General features: G+C 69.3%; 13 protein-coding genes. All 13 read right to left on the bottom strand.

The window, feature by feature from the left end; translation table 11 throughout:
* Positions 1 to 68: 68 nt before the first annotated feature.
* From nuoN to ACZ4UV_RS14900, 13 genes are read right to left on the bottom strand one after another with little or no spacing between them, the layout of a single operon-like run.
* Positions 69 to 1718, bottom strand: a complete 1650-nt coding sequence (gene nuoN / locus ACZ4UV_RS14960) for an NADH-quinone oxidoreductase subunit NuoN (RefSeq protein ID WP_390043282.1) — start codon at positions 1716 to 1718, stop codon at positions 69 to 71.
* On the bottom strand, positions 1715 to 3286 hold the full coding sequence (locus ACZ4UV_RS14955; protein WP_451016094.1) for an NADH-quinone oxidoreductase subunit M: 1572 nt from the start codon (positions 3284 to 3286) through the stop codon (positions 1715 to 1717). The genes nuoN and ACZ4UV_RS14955 overlap by 4 nt, the downstream gene beginning before the upstream one ends.
* A gap of 5 nt (positions 3287 to 3291) precedes the next feature.
* A complete protein-coding gene (gene nuoL / locus ACZ4UV_RS14950) occupies positions 3292 to 5187 on the bottom strand; it encodes an NADH-quinone oxidoreductase subunit L (RefSeq protein WP_351487558.1) in 1896 nt (631 codons plus the stop codon).
* A gap of 14 nt (positions 5188 to 5201) precedes the next feature.
* Positions 5202 to 5501, bottom strand: coding sequence for an NADH-quinone oxidoreductase subunit NuoK (nuoK, locus tag ACZ4UV_RS14945; RefSeq protein ID WP_046726439.1), 300 nt, complete (start codon positions 5499 to 5501; stop codon positions 5202 to 5204).
* Positions 5498 to 6340: an NADH-quinone oxidoreductase subunit J gene (locus ACZ4UV_RS14940; protein ID WP_352354359.1), complete on the bottom strand. Its 843-nt coding sequence runs from the start codon at positions 6338 to 6340 to the stop codon at positions 5498 to 5500. Before ACZ4UV_RS14940 ends, nuoK begins: the two co-directional genes overlap by 4 nt.
* Complete coding sequence (gene nuoI / locus ACZ4UV_RS14935) at positions 6337 to 6945, bottom strand: NADH-quinone oxidoreductase subunit NuoI (RefSeq protein WP_451016095.1); 609 nt, start codon at positions 6943 to 6945, stop codon at positions 6337 to 6339. The genes ACZ4UV_RS14940 and nuoI overlap by 4 nt, the downstream gene beginning before the upstream one ends.
* Positions 6938 to 8302 (bottom strand): NADH-quinone oxidoreductase subunit NuoH, encoded by a 1365-nt coding sequence (gene nuoH, locus ACZ4UV_RS14930; protein WP_451016096.1) that lies wholly within the window; start codon positions 8300 to 8302, stop codon positions 6938 to 6940. Before nuoH ends, nuoI begins: the two co-directional genes overlap by 8 nt.
* Entirely contained in the window at positions 8299 to 10803 is a 2505-nt protein-coding gene (locus ACZ4UV_RS14925; protein ID WP_467838214.1) for an NADH-quinone oxidoreductase subunit G, read from the bottom strand. Before ACZ4UV_RS14925 ends, nuoH begins: the two co-directional genes overlap by 4 nt.
* Positions 10800 to 12146 (bottom strand): NADH-quinone oxidoreductase subunit NuoF, encoded by a 1347-nt coding sequence (gene nuoF, locus ACZ4UV_RS14920; RefSeq protein ID WP_390043268.1) that lies wholly within the window; start codon positions 12144 to 12146, stop codon positions 10800 to 10802. Before nuoF ends, ACZ4UV_RS14925 begins: the two co-directional genes overlap by 4 nt.
* Entirely contained in the window at positions 12146 to 13024 is an 879-nt protein-coding gene (nuoE, locus tag ACZ4UV_RS14915; RefSeq protein WP_467838210.1) for an NADH-quinone oxidoreductase subunit NuoE, read from the bottom strand. The genes nuoF and nuoE overlap by 1 nt, the downstream gene beginning before the upstream one ends.
* On the bottom strand, positions 13021 to 14343 hold the full coding sequence (locus ACZ4UV_RS14910) for an NADH-quinone oxidoreductase subunit D (protein ID WP_390043264.1): 1323 nt from the start codon (positions 14341 to 14343) through the stop codon (positions 13021 to 13023). The genes nuoE and ACZ4UV_RS14910 overlap by 4 nt, the downstream gene beginning before the upstream one ends.
* Entirely contained in the window at positions 14340 to 15083 is a 744-nt protein-coding gene (locus ACZ4UV_RS14905; RefSeq protein WP_390043262.1) for an NADH-quinone oxidoreductase subunit C, read from the bottom strand. The genes ACZ4UV_RS14910 and ACZ4UV_RS14905 overlap by 4 nt, the downstream gene beginning before the upstream one ends.
* Positions 15080 to 15634: a NuoB/complex I 20 kDa subunit family protein gene (locus ACZ4UV_RS14900; RefSeq protein ID WP_152885510.1), complete on the bottom strand. Its 555-nt coding sequence runs from the start codon at positions 15632 to 15634 to the stop codon at positions 15080 to 15082. Before ACZ4UV_RS14900 ends, ACZ4UV_RS14905 begins: the two co-directional genes overlap by 4 nt.
* Positions 15635 to 15646 lie beyond the last annotated feature (12 nt).

The following is a 15646-nucleotide window of genomic DNA, read 5'->3' as shown; positions in this document are numbered from 1 at the left end:
TGCCCGCTACGCGCGCGTGGGCCCCGGTCCTGTGCGGGGAACCGGGGCCCAGGGGCGCACGGAAGGCTTCAGCGCACGAACACTCCCGCCTGGCTGGCGAGGTTCAGGAAGTACTGCGGTGCCACGCCGAGTACCAGGGTGACGGCGACGCCCAGGCCGATCGCCGCCATGGTGAGCGGGGAGGGCACGGCGACCGTGGGCCCCTCGGGCCTCGGCTCGCTGAAGAACATCAGGACGATCACGCGGATGTAGAAGAACGCGGCGATCGCGGACGAGATCACACCGATCACGACGAGCGGGACCGCCCCGCCCTCGGCCGCCGCCTTGAAGACGGCGAACTTTCCGGCGAAGCCGGAGGTCAGCGGGATGCCCGCGAAGGCCAGCAGGAAGACGGCGAAGACGGCTGCCACGAGCGGTGAGCGGCGGCCGAGGCCTGCCCACTTGGACAGGTGGGTGGCCTCGCCGCCCGCGTCGCGCACCAGGGTGACCACGGCGAACGCTCCGATGGTCACGAAGGAGTAGGCGGCCAGGTAGAAGAGGACGGACGACACGCCGTCCTTCGAGGTCGCGATGACACCGGCGAGGATGAATCCGGCGTGTGCGATCGACGAGTAGGCGAGGAGCCGCTTGATGTCGGTCTGGGTGATCGCGACGATCGCGCCGCCCAGCATGGTGATGATCGCGACGCCCCACATGACCGGCCGCCAGTCCCAGCGCATGCCGGGCAGGACGACGTACAGGAGGCGCAGCAGTGCGCCGAAGGCGGCGACCTTGGTGGCGGCGGCCATGAAGCCGGTCACCGGGGTGGGCGCGCCCTGGTAGACGTCGGGGGTCCACATGTGGAAGGGGACGGCGCCGACCTTGAAGAGCAGGCCCATGACGACCATGGCGGCGCCGATGAGGAGGAGCGCGTCGTTGCCCGTGGTGTTGGCGAGGGCCGGGTCGACGTTGGTGACGGTGCCGTCGACGACCTGGGCGATGGTGGCGTACGACACCGAGCCGGCGTAGCCGTAGAGCATGGCGATGCCGAACAGGGTGAACGCGGAGGCGAAGGCGCCGAGCAGGAAGTACTTGACGGCGGCTTCCTGGGACATGAGGCGCTTGCGGCGGGCCAGGGCGCACAGCAGGTAGAGCGGGAGGGAGAAGACCTCCAGGGCCACGAAGAGCGTCAGCAGGTCGTTGGCGGAGGGGAAGACCAGCATGCCGGCGATGGCGAAGAGCAGGAGCGGGAAGACCTCGGTGGTGGTGAATCCGGCCTTCACGGCGGCCTGTTCGCTGTCGCTGCCGGGCACGGAGGCGGCCTGGGCGGCGAAGGAGTCGACGCGGTTTCCGTGGGCCTCGGGGTCGAGGCGGCGTTCGGCGAAGGTGAACAGGCCGACGAGGCCGGCCAGCAGGATCGTGCCCTGGAGGAACAGGGACGGTCCGTCGACGGCGATGGCGCCCATGGCGGCGATGTGCGCCTTGGTGGTGCCGTATCCGTCGGCGGCCAGGGCGACGACCGCCGCGAAGGCGGCGCACAGGGCCACGGCGGAGACGAACACCTGGGCGTAGTAGCGGGACTTGCGCGGTACGAACGCTTCGACCAGCACTCCGACGATCGCCGCGCCGACGACGATCAGGGTGGGTGACAGCTGTCCGTACTCGATTTTCGGTGCCGGGATCTTCGAGATCGGCTCGGCTGCGGTTGTCCACAGGCTGTGGACGGCTGCTGCGCTCACTTGGCCGCCTCCACTGCGGGCTTGGGGTCGGTCTTGTGTACGTCCGACATGGTCTGTTTGACCGCCGGGTTGACGATGTCCGTGACGGGCTTCGGATAGACGCCCAGGAAGATCAGCAGGACGATCAGCGGGGCGACCACGACGAGTTCGCGTGCCTTCAGGTCGGGCATCGCGGAGACCGCCGGTTTCACCGGCCCCGTCATCGTCCGTTGGTAGAGGACGAGGGTGTAGAGCGCGGCGAGGACGATGCCGAAGGTGGCGATGATCCCGATGGCCGGGTAGCGGGTGAACGTGCCGACCAGGACCAGGAATTCGCTGACGAAGGGCGCGAGGCCGGGCAGGGACAGGGTGGCCAGGCCGCCGATCAGGAAGGTGCCGGCGAGGACCGGGGCGACCTTCTGCACACCGCCGTAGTCGGCGATGAGCCGGGAGCCGCGCCGGGAGATCAGGAAGCCGGCGACCAGCATCAGGGCGGCGGTGGAGATGCCGTGGTTGACCATGTAGAGGGTGGCGCCGGACTGGCCCTGGCTGGTCATCGCGAAGATGCCCAGGATGATGAATCCGAAGTGGGAGATGGACGCGTAGGCGACCAGTCGCTTGATGTCGCGCTGCCCGACGGCGAGGAGTGCGCCGTAGATGATGCTGATCAGGGCGAGGACGAGGATGGTGGGTGTCGCCCACTTCGACGCCTCCGGGAAGAGCTGGAGGCAGAAGCGGAGCATCGCGAACGTGCCGACCTTGTCGACGACCGCGGTGATGAGGACGGCGACGGGGGCGGTGGACTCCTGCATGGCGTTGGGCAGCCAGGTGTGCAGCGGCCACAGCGGCGCCTTCACGGCGAAGGCGAAGAAGAAGCCGAGGAACAGCCAGCGTTCGGTGCTGGTGGCCATGTGCAGCGTGCCGTTCGCGCGGGCCTGCGCGATCTCGGCGAGGGAGAAGTTCCCGGAGACCGTGTAGAGGCCGATCACCGCGGCCAGCATGATCAGGCCGCCGACCAGGTTGTAGAGGAGGAACTTCACGGCGGCGTACGACCGTTGCGTCGACGCGGCCTCCTCGCCCTGTGCGTGGGCGTGGTCCCCGAAGCCGCCGATGAGGAAGTACATCGGGATGAGCATGGCTTCGAAGAAGATGTAGAAGAGGAAGACGTCGGTGGCCTCGAAGGAGATGATCACCATCGCCTCGACGGCCAGGATCAGGGCGAAGAAGCCCTGGGTGGGCCGCCACCGCTTGCTGCCGGTCTCCAGCGGGTCGGCGTCGTACCAGCCCGCCAGGATGATGAACGGGATCAGCAGAGCGGTCAGGGCGAGCAGGGCGACCGCGATGCCGTCGACGCCCAGTTCGTAGCGGACGCCGAAGTCACTGATCCAGGCGTGGGACTCGGTGAGCTGGTAGCGGGCGCCGCCGGGGTCGAAGCGGACCATGACGGCGATCGCCAGGGCGAGCGTGGCGAGCGAGACCAGCAGCGCGAGCCATTTGGCGGCGGTGCGCCGGGCGGCCGGTACGGCGGCCGTGGCGACCGCCCCGACGGCCGGGAGGACCGCCGTCGCTGTCAGCAGAGGAAAGGACATCGGTATCAGACCGCCCTCATCAGCAGGGTCGCGGCGACCAGGAGGGCAGCGCCGCCGAACATCGAGACCGCGTACGAGCGCGCGTAGCCGTTCTGGAGCTTGCGCAGTCGGCCGGAGAGCCCGCCGAAGCCCGCCGCCGTGCCGTTGACGACGCCGTCAACCAGGGTGTGGTCGACATATACAAGGGAGCGGGTGAGGTGTTCGCCGCCGCGGACCAGGACGACGTGGTTGAAGTCGTCCTGGAGGAGGTCGCGGCGGGCCGCGCGGGTGAGCAGCGAGCCGCGCGGGGCGACGGCGGGGACGGGGCGGCGGCCGTACTGCAGGTAGGCGATGCCGACACCGATGATCAGGCAGACCATGGTGGCGCCGGTGACGACGCCCGCGCTGATCGGGGAGTCGCCCTCGCTGTGGCCGGTGATCGGCTCCAGCCAGTGCAGGAAGCGGTCGCCGATGCTGAAGAAGCCACCGGCGAGGACCGAGCCGACCGCCAGGACGATCATCGGGATGGTCATGACCTTCGGGGACTCGTGCGGGTGCGGCTCGTGGCCGTGCTCGTCGGGCTGCCAGCGCTTCTCGCCGAAGAACGTCATCAGCATCACGCGCGTCATGTAGAAGGCGGTGATGGCCGCGCCGACCAGGGCGCAGGTGCCGAGGATCCAGCCCTCGGTGCCGCCCTTGGCGAACGCCGCTTCGATGATCTTGTCTTTGGAGAAGAAGCCGGACAGGCCGGGGAAGCCGATGATGGCGAGGTAGCCGAGGCCGAAGGTGATGAAGGTGACGGGCATGTATGTGCGGAGGCCGCCGTACTTGCGCATGTCGACCTCGTCGTTCATGCCGTGCATGACGGAGCCGGCGCCGAGGAAGAGACCGGCCTTGAAGAAGCCGTGCGTCACCAGGTGCATGATCGCGAAGACGTAGCCGATAGGGCCGAGGCCGGCGGCGAGGACCATGTAGCCGATCTGCGACATGGTCGAGCCGGCGAGGGCCTTCTTGATGTCGTCCTTGGCACAACCGACGATCGCACCGAAGAGGAGGGTGACGGCGCCGACGACGGTGACGACCAGCTGGGCGTCGGGGGCCGCGTTGAAGATGGCTCCGGAGCGGACGATGAGGTAGACGCCCGCGGTCACCATGGTCGCCGCGTGGATGAGGGCGGAGACCGGGGTGGGGCCTTCCATGGCGTCCCCGAGCCAGGACTGCAGCGGTACCTGGGCGGACTTGCCGCAGGCGGCGAGCAGCAGCATGAGGCCGATCGCGGTGAGCCTGCCCTCGGAGGCGTCGGTGGCGTGGCTGAGGACCGGGCCGAAGGCGAACGTGCCGAACGTCGTGAACATCAGCATGATCGCGATCGACAGGCCCATGTCGCCGACGCGGTTGACGATGAAGGCCTTCTTGGCCGCGGTCGCCGCGCTGGGCTTGTGCTGCCAGAAGCCGATCAGCAGGTAGGAGGCGAGGCCGACGCCCTCCCAGCCGACGTACAGCAGCAGGTAGTTGTCGGCGAGGACGAGCAGCAGCATCGCCGCGAGGAACAGGTTGAGGTAGCCGAAGAAGCGGCGGCGGCGCTCGTCGTGCTCCATGTACCCGACGGAGTACAGGTGGATGAGCGAGCCGACGCCGGTGATCAGCAGGACGAACGTCATCGACAGCTGGTCGAGGCGGAAGGTGACGTCCGCCTGGAAGCCCTCCACCGGCACCCAGGTGTACAGGTGCTGCATCAGGGTGCGGTGCTCGGGGTTCTTGCCGAGCAGGTCGGCGAAGAGGATGACGCCGAACACGAAGGACGTCGTCGACAGGATCGTGCCGACCCAGTGTCCTACGGCGTCCAGGCGTCGGCCGCCGACGAGCAGGACGGCCGCTCCGAGCAGAGGCGCCGCGATGAGCAGCGCAATCAGGTTCTCCACGATTCAGCGACCCCTTACAGCTTCATCAGGCTGGCGTCGTCGACCGAGGCCGAGTGGCGGGTACGGAACAGCGACACGATGATCGCGAGCCCGACCACGACCTCCGCGGCGGCGACGACCATCGTGAAGAAGGCGATGATCTGGCCGTCGAGATTGCCGTGCATCCGGGAGAAGACGACGAACGCGAGGTTGCAGGCGTTCAGCATGAGCTCGATGCACATGAAGACGACGATCGCGTTCCGTCTGATCAGCACACCGGTGGCGCCGATCGTGAACAACAGGGCGGCGAGGTAGAGGTAGTAGACGGGGTTCACTTCGACGCCTCCTCGCTGCGCTTGAAGTGCGCGGGCTCGACCGGGGTCCGCTCCAGCCGTTCCTCGGAGCGCTGTTCCAGGGCCCGCAGGTCGCCGAGCGCCTCGGCGGACACGTCACGGATCTGGCCGCGGTCGCGGAGCGTCTTGCTGACGGTGAGCTCGGACGGGGTGCCGTCGGGGAGCAGGCCGGCGATGTCGACGGCGTTGTGCCGGGCGTAGACGCCGGGGGCGGGCAGCGGCGGCAGGTGCTTGCCCTCGCGGACGCGCTGCTCGGACTGCTCGCGCTGGGTCTTGGCGCGCTCGGTGCGCTCGCGGTGGGTGAGCACCATGGCACCGATGGCAGCGGTGATGAGCAGGGCGCCGGTGATTTCGAAGGCGAACACGTACTTGGTGAAGATGAGGGCGGCGAGGCCCTCCACGTTGCCGTTGGCGTTGGCCTGGCCGGTGCCCGCGAAGTCCTTCAGGGAGGCGTTGGCGATGCCCGCGAGGAGCAGGACGCCGAAGCCGACCCCGCACAGAAGGGCCAGCCAGCGCTGGCCCTTGATGGTCTCCTTCAGGGAGTCGGCGGCGGTCACGCCCACCAGCATCACCACGAAGAGGAACAGCATCATGATCGCGCCGGTGTAGACGACGATCTGCACGATGCCGAGGAAGTAGGCGCCGTTGGCGAGGTAGAACACCGCCAGGACGATCATGGTTCCGGCGAGCGACAGCGCGCTGTGCACGGCCCTCTTCATGAAGACGGTGGACAGGGCGCCGATCACGGCGACGGTGCCGAGGACCCAGAACTGGAAGGCCTCGCCGGTGGAGGTGGCGTAGGCGGCGAGCTGTGGGCTCATGCGTCCACCTCCCTGTCCTGCTCCCCGGGCTTCTCACCCTTGGAGACGGCCACCTGGCGCACGGTCCCGGGCGCGGCCTCGGTGACCAGGCCCCGGTAGTAGTCCTGTTCGTCGGTCCCGGGGAAGATCGCGTGGGGCGAGTCGACCATGCCGTCCTCGAGGCCGGCGAGGAGCTGTTCCTTGGTGTAGATGAGGTTGGCGCGGCTGCTGTCGGCCAGTTCGAACTCGTTGGTCATCGTGAGCGCGCGCGTGGGGCACGCCTCGATGCACAGGCCGCACAGGATGCAGCGGGCGTAGTTGATCTGGTAGACGCGGCCGTAGCGCTCGCCGGGCGAGTAGCGCTCCTCGTCGGTGTTGTCGGCGCCTTCCACGTAGATGGCGTCGGCGGGGCAGGCCCAGGCGCACAGCTCGCAGCCGACGCACTTCTCCAGGCCGTCCGGATGGCGGTTGAGCTGGTGCCGTCCGTGGAACCGCGGGGCCGTGGTCTTCGCCTGTTCCGGGTACTGCTCGGTCAGCCGCTTCTTGAACATGGCCTTGAAGGTCACGCCGAAGCCGGCGACGGGGTTCTGGAAACCGGGCTTGGTCTCCTTGGGCTCCTCAGCCATCGGACGCCTCCTTTCCATCCGTAGGTCCGTCACTGACAGTGTCCGGTCCGCCACTGACAATCAGCTCTCGCTCCCGGCGGGGGGTGCGCCGGGGCACCGGCGGCAGTTCCTGTCCGGGCAGCGGCGGTACGGGGAAGCCGCCCGCCATCGGGTCGAACGCGGCCGGTTCGGCGGCGGGCTGTGCGGCCTCCTTGCCCTTGTCGCGGAAGATGTCGACGACGAAGGACAGCAGGAGCAGGGCGAGGACTCCGCCGCCGACGTAGAGGGCGATGTCGGCGAAGTCGTAGTTCTGGTTGCGCAGGGTCCGCACCGTCGCGACGAGCATCAGCCAGACGACGGAGACCGGGATGAGGACCTTCCAGCCGAGCTTCATCAGCTGGTCGTAGCGCACGCGCGGGAGCGTGCCGCGCACCCAGACGAAGCCGAACAGCAGCAGGACGACCTTGGCGACGAACCAGAGCATCGGCCACCACCCGTGGTTGGCGCCCGCCCAGACGGTGCTGATCGGCCAGGGGGCCCGCCAGCCGCCGAGGAACAGGGTGGTCGACACGGCCGAGACCGTCACCATGTTGACGTACTCGGCGAGCATGAACATCGCGAACTTGATCGACGAGTACTCGGTGTTGAAGCCGCCGACCAGGTCGCCCTCGGACTCGGGCATGTCGAAGGGGGCGCGATTGGTCTCGCCGATCATGGTGACGACGTAGATGATGAACGAGACCGGCAGCAGCAGGATGTACCAGCGGCCCTGCTGCTGCTCGACGATCGTCGACGTCGACATCGACCCGGAGTACAGGAACACGGAGGCGAACGCGGCGCCCATGGCGATCTCGTAGGAGATCATCTGGGCGCAGGAGCGCAGGCCGCCGAGGAGCGGGTAGGTGGAACCGGAGCTCCAGCCGGCGAGGACGATGCCGTAGATGCCGACGGAGGCGACCGCGAGGACGTAGAGCATCGCGATCGGCAGGTCGGTGAGCTGCATCGTGGTGCGGTGGCCGAAGATGGAGATCTCGTTGTCGGCCGGGCCGAACGGGATGACCGCGATGGCCATGAACGCCGGGATGGCCGCGACGATCGGCGCGAGGACGTAGACGACCTTGTCGGCGCGTTTGACGACGACGTCTTCCTTGAGCATCAGCTTGATGCCGTCGGCGAGCGACTGGAGCATGCCCCAGGGGCCGTGCCGGTTGGGGCCGATGCGCAGCTGCATCCAGGCGACGACCTTGCGCTCCATCACGATGGAGATCAGCACGGTCACCATCAGGAAGGCGAAGCAGAAGACCGCCTTGATGACGACCATCCACCAGGGGTCGCGGCCGAACATGGAGAGGTCTTCTGCGGCGAGGTACGGGCTCATGCCTCCACCTCCTTGGGTGCCTCACCGGCGGTGGCCGCCGGGCCGATGCGGACGAGGGAGCCGGGCAACGCCCCGGTGTCGGAGGCGACGCCGCCGCCGGCCGAGTTCAGCGGGAGCCAGACCACGCGGTCGGGCATCTCGGTGATCCTGAGCGGGAGTTCGACGGTGCCGGAGCCTGCGGTGACGGCGAGGAGGCCGCCGTTCTCGACGCCCGCCTCGGCGGCGGTCGCCGCGGACACGCGCGCGTGGGCGGCGTGCCGGGTGCCTGCCAGTGCCTCGTCGCCGTCCTGGAGGACACCCTGGTCGAGGAGGAGCCGGTGCCCGGCGAGCACGGCCTCCCCGGCGGCGGGCCTGGGCAGCGAGGCCGCCGTCTCCAGCGGTTCGGAGGCCTTGGGTCCGTCCCAGGCGCCGAGCCGGTCCAGTTCCGCCCGCGCGGTGCGCAGGTCGGGCAGACCGAGGTGGACGTCCATGGCGTCGGCGAGCATCTGCAGCACGCGCGCGTCGGTGGGCGGGAGCCGCCGGGTCATCTGCTCGGGCTTGAGGGCGGCCTCGAAGAGACGCGCCCTGCCTTCCCAGTTGAGGAAGGTGCCGGCCTTCTCGGCGACCGCGGCGACCGGCAGGACGACGTCGGCGTGCTCGGTGACCTCGCTGGGCCGCAGCTCCAGCGAGACCAGGAAGCCGACGGCTTCGAGTGCCGCACGCGCGCGTGCCGGGTCGGGCAGGTCGGCGACCTCGACGCCGGCGACCAGCAGGGCGGAGAGTTCGCCGCGGGCGGCGGCCTCGACGATCTGGCCGGTGTCGCGGCCGTAGCGGAGCGGGAGTTCGGAGACGCCCCAGGCGGCGGCGACCTCCTCACGCGCGCGTGGGTCGGTGGCCGGACGGCCGCCCGGCAGCAGCGACGGCAGCGCACCGGCCTCGATCGCGCCGCGCTCACCGGCCCGGCGGGGGATCCACACCAGCTGGGCGCCGGTGGCGGTGGCGGCCCGTACGGCGGCGGTGAGGCCGCCGGCGACCGCTGCCAGCCGCTCTCCTACGACGATCACCGCGCCGTCGGAGCGCAGCGCCTCGGCGGCCCGGGCACCGGACTCCTCCAGGCCGACGCCACTCGCGAGGGCGTCCAGCCACTCGGTCTCGGTGCCGGGCGCGGCCGGCAGCAGTGTGCCGCCGGCCTTCTCCAGCCCGCGCGTGGCGTACGTGGCGAGGGAGAACACCTGCTGCTTGTGCTTGCGCCAGGCCTTGCGCAGCCGCAGGAAGACGCCGGGCGCCTCCTCCTCCGACTCGAACCCGACCAGGAGGACGGCGGGCGCCTTCTCCACGGAGGTGTAGGTGACGCCCGTACCGTCCAGGTCGCGACCGCGGCCCGCCACCCGCGCGGCCAGGAAGTCGGCCTCCTCGCTGCTGTGCACGCGCGCGCGGAAGTCGATGTCGTTGGTGTCGAGGGCCACGCGCGCGAACTTGCTGTACGCGTAGGCGTCCTCGACGGTGAGCCGGCCGCCGGTGAGGACGCCGGCCCGGGAGCGGGCGGCGGCCAGGCCCTGGGCGGCGGCTTCGAGGGCCTCCGGCCAGGAGGCGGGTTCGAGGACGCCCTGTGCGTTGCGGACGAGCGGGGTCTCCAGGCGGTCCTTCTGCTGCGTGTACCGGAACGCGAAGCGTCCCTTGTCGCAGATCCACTCCTCGTTGACCTCGGGATCGTTGGCGGCGAGCCGTCGCATGACCTTGCCGCGCCGGTGGTCGGTGCGGGTGGCGCAGCCGCCCGAGCAGTGCTCGCACACCGACGGCGAGGAGATCAGGTCGAAGGGCCGGGAGCGGAAGCGATACGCCGCCGAGGTCAGCGCGCCGACCGGGCAGATCTGGATGGTGTTCCCGGAGAAGTACGACTCGAACGGATCGCCCTCGCCGGTGCCGACCTGCTGCAGCGCGCCGCGCTCCAGGAGTTCGATCATCGGGTCGCCGGCGACCTGGTTGGAGAACCGGGTGCAGCGGGCGCACAGCACGCACCGCTCGCGGTCGAGGAGCACCTGGGTGGAGATCGGGACGGGCTTCTCGTAGGTGCGTTTGCGGCCGTCGAAGCGGGACTCGGCGTTGCCGTGCGACATCGCCTGGTTCTGCAGCGGGCACTCGCCGCCCTTGTCGCAGACCGGGCAGTCCAGCGGGTGGTTGATGAGCAGCAGCTCCATCACGCCGTGCTGGGCCTTCTCGGCGACGGGCGAGGTGAGGTGAGTCTTCACCACCATCCCGTCCGTACAGGTGATCGTGCAGGAGGCCATGGGCTTGCGCTGGCCCTCGACCTCGACGATGCACTGGCGGCAGGCGCCGGCCGGGTCGAGCAGGGGGTGGTCGCAGAAGCGCGGGATCTCGATGCCGAGCTGTTCGGCGGCGCGGATGACCAGGGTGCCCTTGGGCACGCTGATCTCGATGCCGTCGATCGTCAGCGTGACGAGGTCCTCCGGCGGGACCGCCGCCGTTCCCCCCGAGGAGGGGGAACTCGTGGTCACGGTCATGCGTTCACCTCCGGGCGGTCCGCCCAGGCCGTCGACTTGGCCGGGTCGAAGGGGCAGCCCCGGCCCGTGATGTGCTGTTCGTACTCCTCGCGGAAGTACTTGAGCGAGGAGAAGATCGGGGACGCTGCGCCGTCGCCGAGGGCGCAGAAGGACTTGCCGTTGATGTTGTCGGCGATGTCGTTCAGCTTGTCGAGGTCGGACATCACGCCCTTGCCGTCCTCGATGTCGCGCAGCAACTGCACGAGCCAGTAGGTGCCTTCGCGGCAGGGGGTGCACTTGCCGCAGGACTCGTGGGCGTAGAACTCGGTCCAGCGGGTGACGGCGCGGACGACGCAGGTGGTCTCGTCGAAGCACTGGAGTGCTTTGGTGCCGAGCATGGAACCCGCGGCGCCGACGCCCTCGTAGTCGAGCGGGACGTCGAGGTGCTCGTCGGTGAACATGGGGGTCGAGGAGCCGCCCGGGGTCCAGAACTTCAGTCGGTGGCCGGGGCGCATCCCGCCGCTCATGTCGAGGAGCTGGCGCAGGGTGATGCCGAGCGGTGCCTCGTACTGGCCGGGGCTCGCGACGTGGCCGCTGAGGGAGTAGAGCGTGAAGCCGGGCGACTTCTCGCTCCCCATCGACCTGAACCATTCCTTGCCCTTGTGCAGGATGGCGGGAACCGAGGCGATGGACTCGACGTTGTTCACAACAGTCGGGCAGGCATAGAGCCCTTCGACAGCCGGGAAGGGAGGACGGAGCCGCGGTTGACCACGGCGGCCTTCGAGCGAGTCGAGCAGTGCGGTCTCCTCACCGCAGATGTACGCGCCGGCGCCGGCGTGCACGGTGAGTTGCAGGTCGAGTCCGCTGCCGAGGATGTTCTCGCCGAGGTAGCCGGCCGCGTAGGCCTCCCGTACGGCCTCGTGCAACCGACGCAGGACGGGGACGACTTCACCACGCAGGTAGATGAAGGCATGCGACGACCGGATGGCGTAGCACGCGATCACGATGCCCTCGATGAGGCTGTGCGGGTTGGCGAAGAGGAGCGGGATGTCCTTGCAGGTCCCGGGCTCGGATTCGTCAGCGTTGACAACTAGATAGTGCGGTTTGCCGTCTCCCTGCGGAATGAACTGCCACTTCATCCCGGTGGGGAATCCCGCGCCGCCGCGGCCGCGCAGTCCGGACTCCTTGACATAGGCGATCAGGTCGTCCGGTGACATGGCGAGCGCCTTGCGGAGCCCCTCGTATCCCTCGTGCCGCCGGTAGACGTCGAGCGTCCAGGACCGGTCCTCGTCCCAGAAGGCCGACAGCACGGGTGCCAGCAGCTTCTCGGGGCTGGTGTCCTTGAGGTCGGGTACCACCGTCATCACTCCCCCTCCTCAGCGGCAGGCCCTGCCGGGTGCGACGGATCGGAGGCCGAGGTCTCCTGCGGTGCGTCATGGGAACTGAGGTGCTCGGCAGGCGACGCCTCGTGCACCGGCCGGTCCTGCCGTCCCTGCGTCTCCTCCTGCGGACCTCCGCGCGGATGGACCACGCGCGCGGGTGCGGCCTCGCCCCGTGCCAGGCGCAGGCCCACCAGCGACGCGGGTCCCGCGCTGCCGCTCTCCTCCACGGCCCCGGGCCGCTCGTCGGGGAAGCCGGCGAGGATCCGCGCGGTCTCCTTGAAGGTGCACAGCCGGGCGCCGCGCGTGGGCTCGACGTCCCGGCCCGCGCGCAGGTCGTCGACCAGGCGCTTGGCGCTGGCCGGGGTCTGGTTGTCGAAGAACTCCCAGTTGACCATCACGACGGGCGCGAAGTCGCAGGCCGCGTTGCACTCGATGTGCTCCAGGGTGACCTTGCCGTCGCCGGTGGTCCCGCCGTTGCCGACGCCCAGGTGCTCCTGGAGGGTCTCGAAGATCGCGTCGCCGCCCATCACCGCGCACAACGTGTTGGTGCAGACGCCCACCTGGTAGTCGCCGGAGGGCTTGCGCCGGTACATGGTGTAGAAGGTGGCGACGGCGGTGACCTCGGCCGTGGTCAGTTCCAGGACGTCCGCGCAGAACTGCATCCCGGTCCGCGTGACGTGCCCTTCCTCCGCCTGCACGAGGTGCAGCAGCGGCAGCAGGGCGGACCGGGAGTCGGGGTAGCGGGCGACGATGTCGCGCGCGTCCGCCTCCAGGCGGGCCCGGACGTCGTCCGGGTACGCGGGTGCGGGCAGCTCGGGCATGCCCAGGCTGACACCGCGCTCCGAAGAAGAGGTGGTCACCGGTCGACGCCTCCCATCACGGGGTCGATGGACGCCACCGCGACGATGACGTCGGCGACCTGGCCGCCCTCGCACATCGCCGCCATGGCCTGCAGGTTGGTGAAGGACGGGTCGCGGAAGTGGACCCGGTAGGGGCGGGTGCCGCCGTCGGACACGGCGTGCACGCCGAGTTCGCCCTTGGGTGACTCGACGGCCGCGTAGGCCTGCCCGGGCGGGACCCGGAAGCCCTCGGTGACCAGCTTGAAGTGGTGGATCAGGGCCTCCATGGAGGTGCCCATGATCTTCTTGATGTGGTCGAGGGAGTTGCCGAGTCCGTCCGGCCCGAGGGCGAGCTGGGCGGGCCAGGCGATCTTCTTGTCGGCGACCATGACCGGTCCGGGCTGGAGCCGGTCCAGGCACTGCTCGACGATCCCGAGCGACTGGCGCATCTCCTCCAGGCGGACCAGGAAGCGGCCGTAGGCGTCGCAGGTGTCGGCGGTCGGGATCTCGAAGTCGTACGTCTCGTAGCCGCAGTAGGGCTGTGCCTTGCGCAGGTCGTGCGGCAGGCCGGCGGCGCGCAGGATCGGGCCGGTGGCGCCGAGGGCCATGCAGCCGGCCAGGTCGAGGTAGCCGATGTCCTGCATGCGGGCCTTGAAGATGGGGTTCCCGGTGGCGAGCTTGTCGTACTCCGGGAGGTTCTTCCTCATCTTCTTCACGAACTCGCGGATCTGGTCGACCGCACCGGGCGGCAGATCCTGGGCGAGGCCGCCGGGGCGGATGTACGCGTGGTTCATCCGCAGGCCGGTGATGAGCTCGTAGAGATCGAGAATCATTTCACGATCACGGAATCCGTAGATCATGATCGTGGTGGCGCCGAGCTCCATGCCACCGGTCGCGATGCACACCAGATGGGAGGAGAGCCGGTTCAGCTCCATCAGGAGGACCCTGATGATGTCGGCGCGCTCGCTGATCTGGTCCTCGATGCCGAGGAGTTTCTCGACGGCGAGACAGTAGGCGGTCTCGTTGAAGAAGGACGTCAGGTAGTCCATGCGCGTCACGAACGTGGTGCCCTGCGTCCACGTGCGGAACTCGAGGTTCTTCTCGATGCCGGTGTGGAGGTAGCCGATGCCGCAGCGGGCCTCGGTGACCGTCTCGCCGTCGATCTCCAGGATGAGGCGGAGCACTCCATGGGTGGACGGATGCTGGGGACCCATGTTGACGACGATGCGTTCGTCGTCGGCGCGGGCCGCGGACTGGACGACCTCGTCCCAGTCGCCGCCGGTGACCGTGTATACGGTGCCCTCGGTGGTCTCCCGCGGAGTTGCGTGCTGCGTGCTCATGAGTACGACCTCCGCTGGTCCGGAGCCGGGATCTGGGCGCCCTTGTACTCGACGGGGATGCCGCCGAGGGGGTAGTCCTTGCGCTGCGGATGGCCCTGCCAGTCGTCCGGCATCATGATCCGCGTCAGGGCCGGGTGACCGTCGAAGACGATCCCGAAGAAGTCGTAGGTCTCGCGCTCGTGCCAGTCGTTGGTCGGATAGACGGAGACCAGGGACGGGATGTGCGGGTCGGCGTCCGGGGCGCTGACCTCCAGGCGGATCAGCCGGTTGTGGGTGATCGAGCGCAGGTGGTAGACGGCGTGCAGCTCGCGGCCCTTGTCGTGGAGGTAGTGGACGCCGCTGACGCCGGTGCACAGTTCGAAGCGCAGGGCGGGGTCGTCGCGCAGGGTGCGGGCGACGCGGGGCAGGTGCTCGCGTTCGATGTGGAAGGTGAGCTCGCCGCGGTCGACGACCGTCTTCTCGATGGCGTTGTCCGGGAGCAGTCCCTGCTCCTCCAGGGCGCCCTCCAGCTCGTCGGCGACCTCGTCGAACCAGCCGCCGTAGGGGCGGGTGGCCGGTCCCGGGAGCCGGACCGAGCGGACCAGGCCGCCGTAGCCGGAGGTGTCGCCGCCGTTGTTCGCGCCGAACATGCCGCGCTGGACGCGGATCTCCTCACCACCCTGGCCGCGCCGGCCGGGGAGGTTGTCGGCGGCGAGGTCCTTCTCGGGGTTGACCCCGTTGTGGCCGTTCGCGTCGCTCACCGCAGCAGCCCCTTCATCTCGATCGTGGGCAGGGCCTTGAGCGCCGCCTCCTCCGCCTCCCGGGCCGCTTCCCTCGCGTTGACGCCGAGCTTGGAGGTCTGGATCTTCTGGTGGAGCTTGAGGATCGCGTCCATCAGCATCTCGGGGCGCGGCGGGCAGCCGGGCAGGTAGATGTCGACGGGGACGATGTGGTCGACGCCCTGGACGATGGCGTAGTTGTTGAACATGCCGCCCGAGGACGCGCAGACGCCCATGGAGATCACCCACTTGGGGTTGGGCATCTGGTCGTAGACCTGCCTGAGCACCGGCGCCATCTTCTGGCTGACCCGGCCGGCGACGATCATGAGGTCGGCCTGGCGGGGTGAGCCGCGGAAGACCTCCATGCCGAAGCGGGCCAGGTCGTAGCGGCCGGCGCCGGTGGTCATCATCTCGATGGCGCAGCAGGCGAGGCCGAAGGTGGCGGGGAAGACGGACGCCTTGCGCACCCAGCCCGCGGCCTGCTCGACGGTGGTCAGCAGGAATCCGCTCGGCAGCTTTTCTTCGAGTCCCATGACGTAAAGCCC

The organism is Streptomyces sp. NPDC028289, from assembly GCF_055565975.1.
The sequence above is the reverse complement of the archived record's forward strand: the minus strand, read 5'-3'. Positions and strand labels throughout refer to the sequence as shown.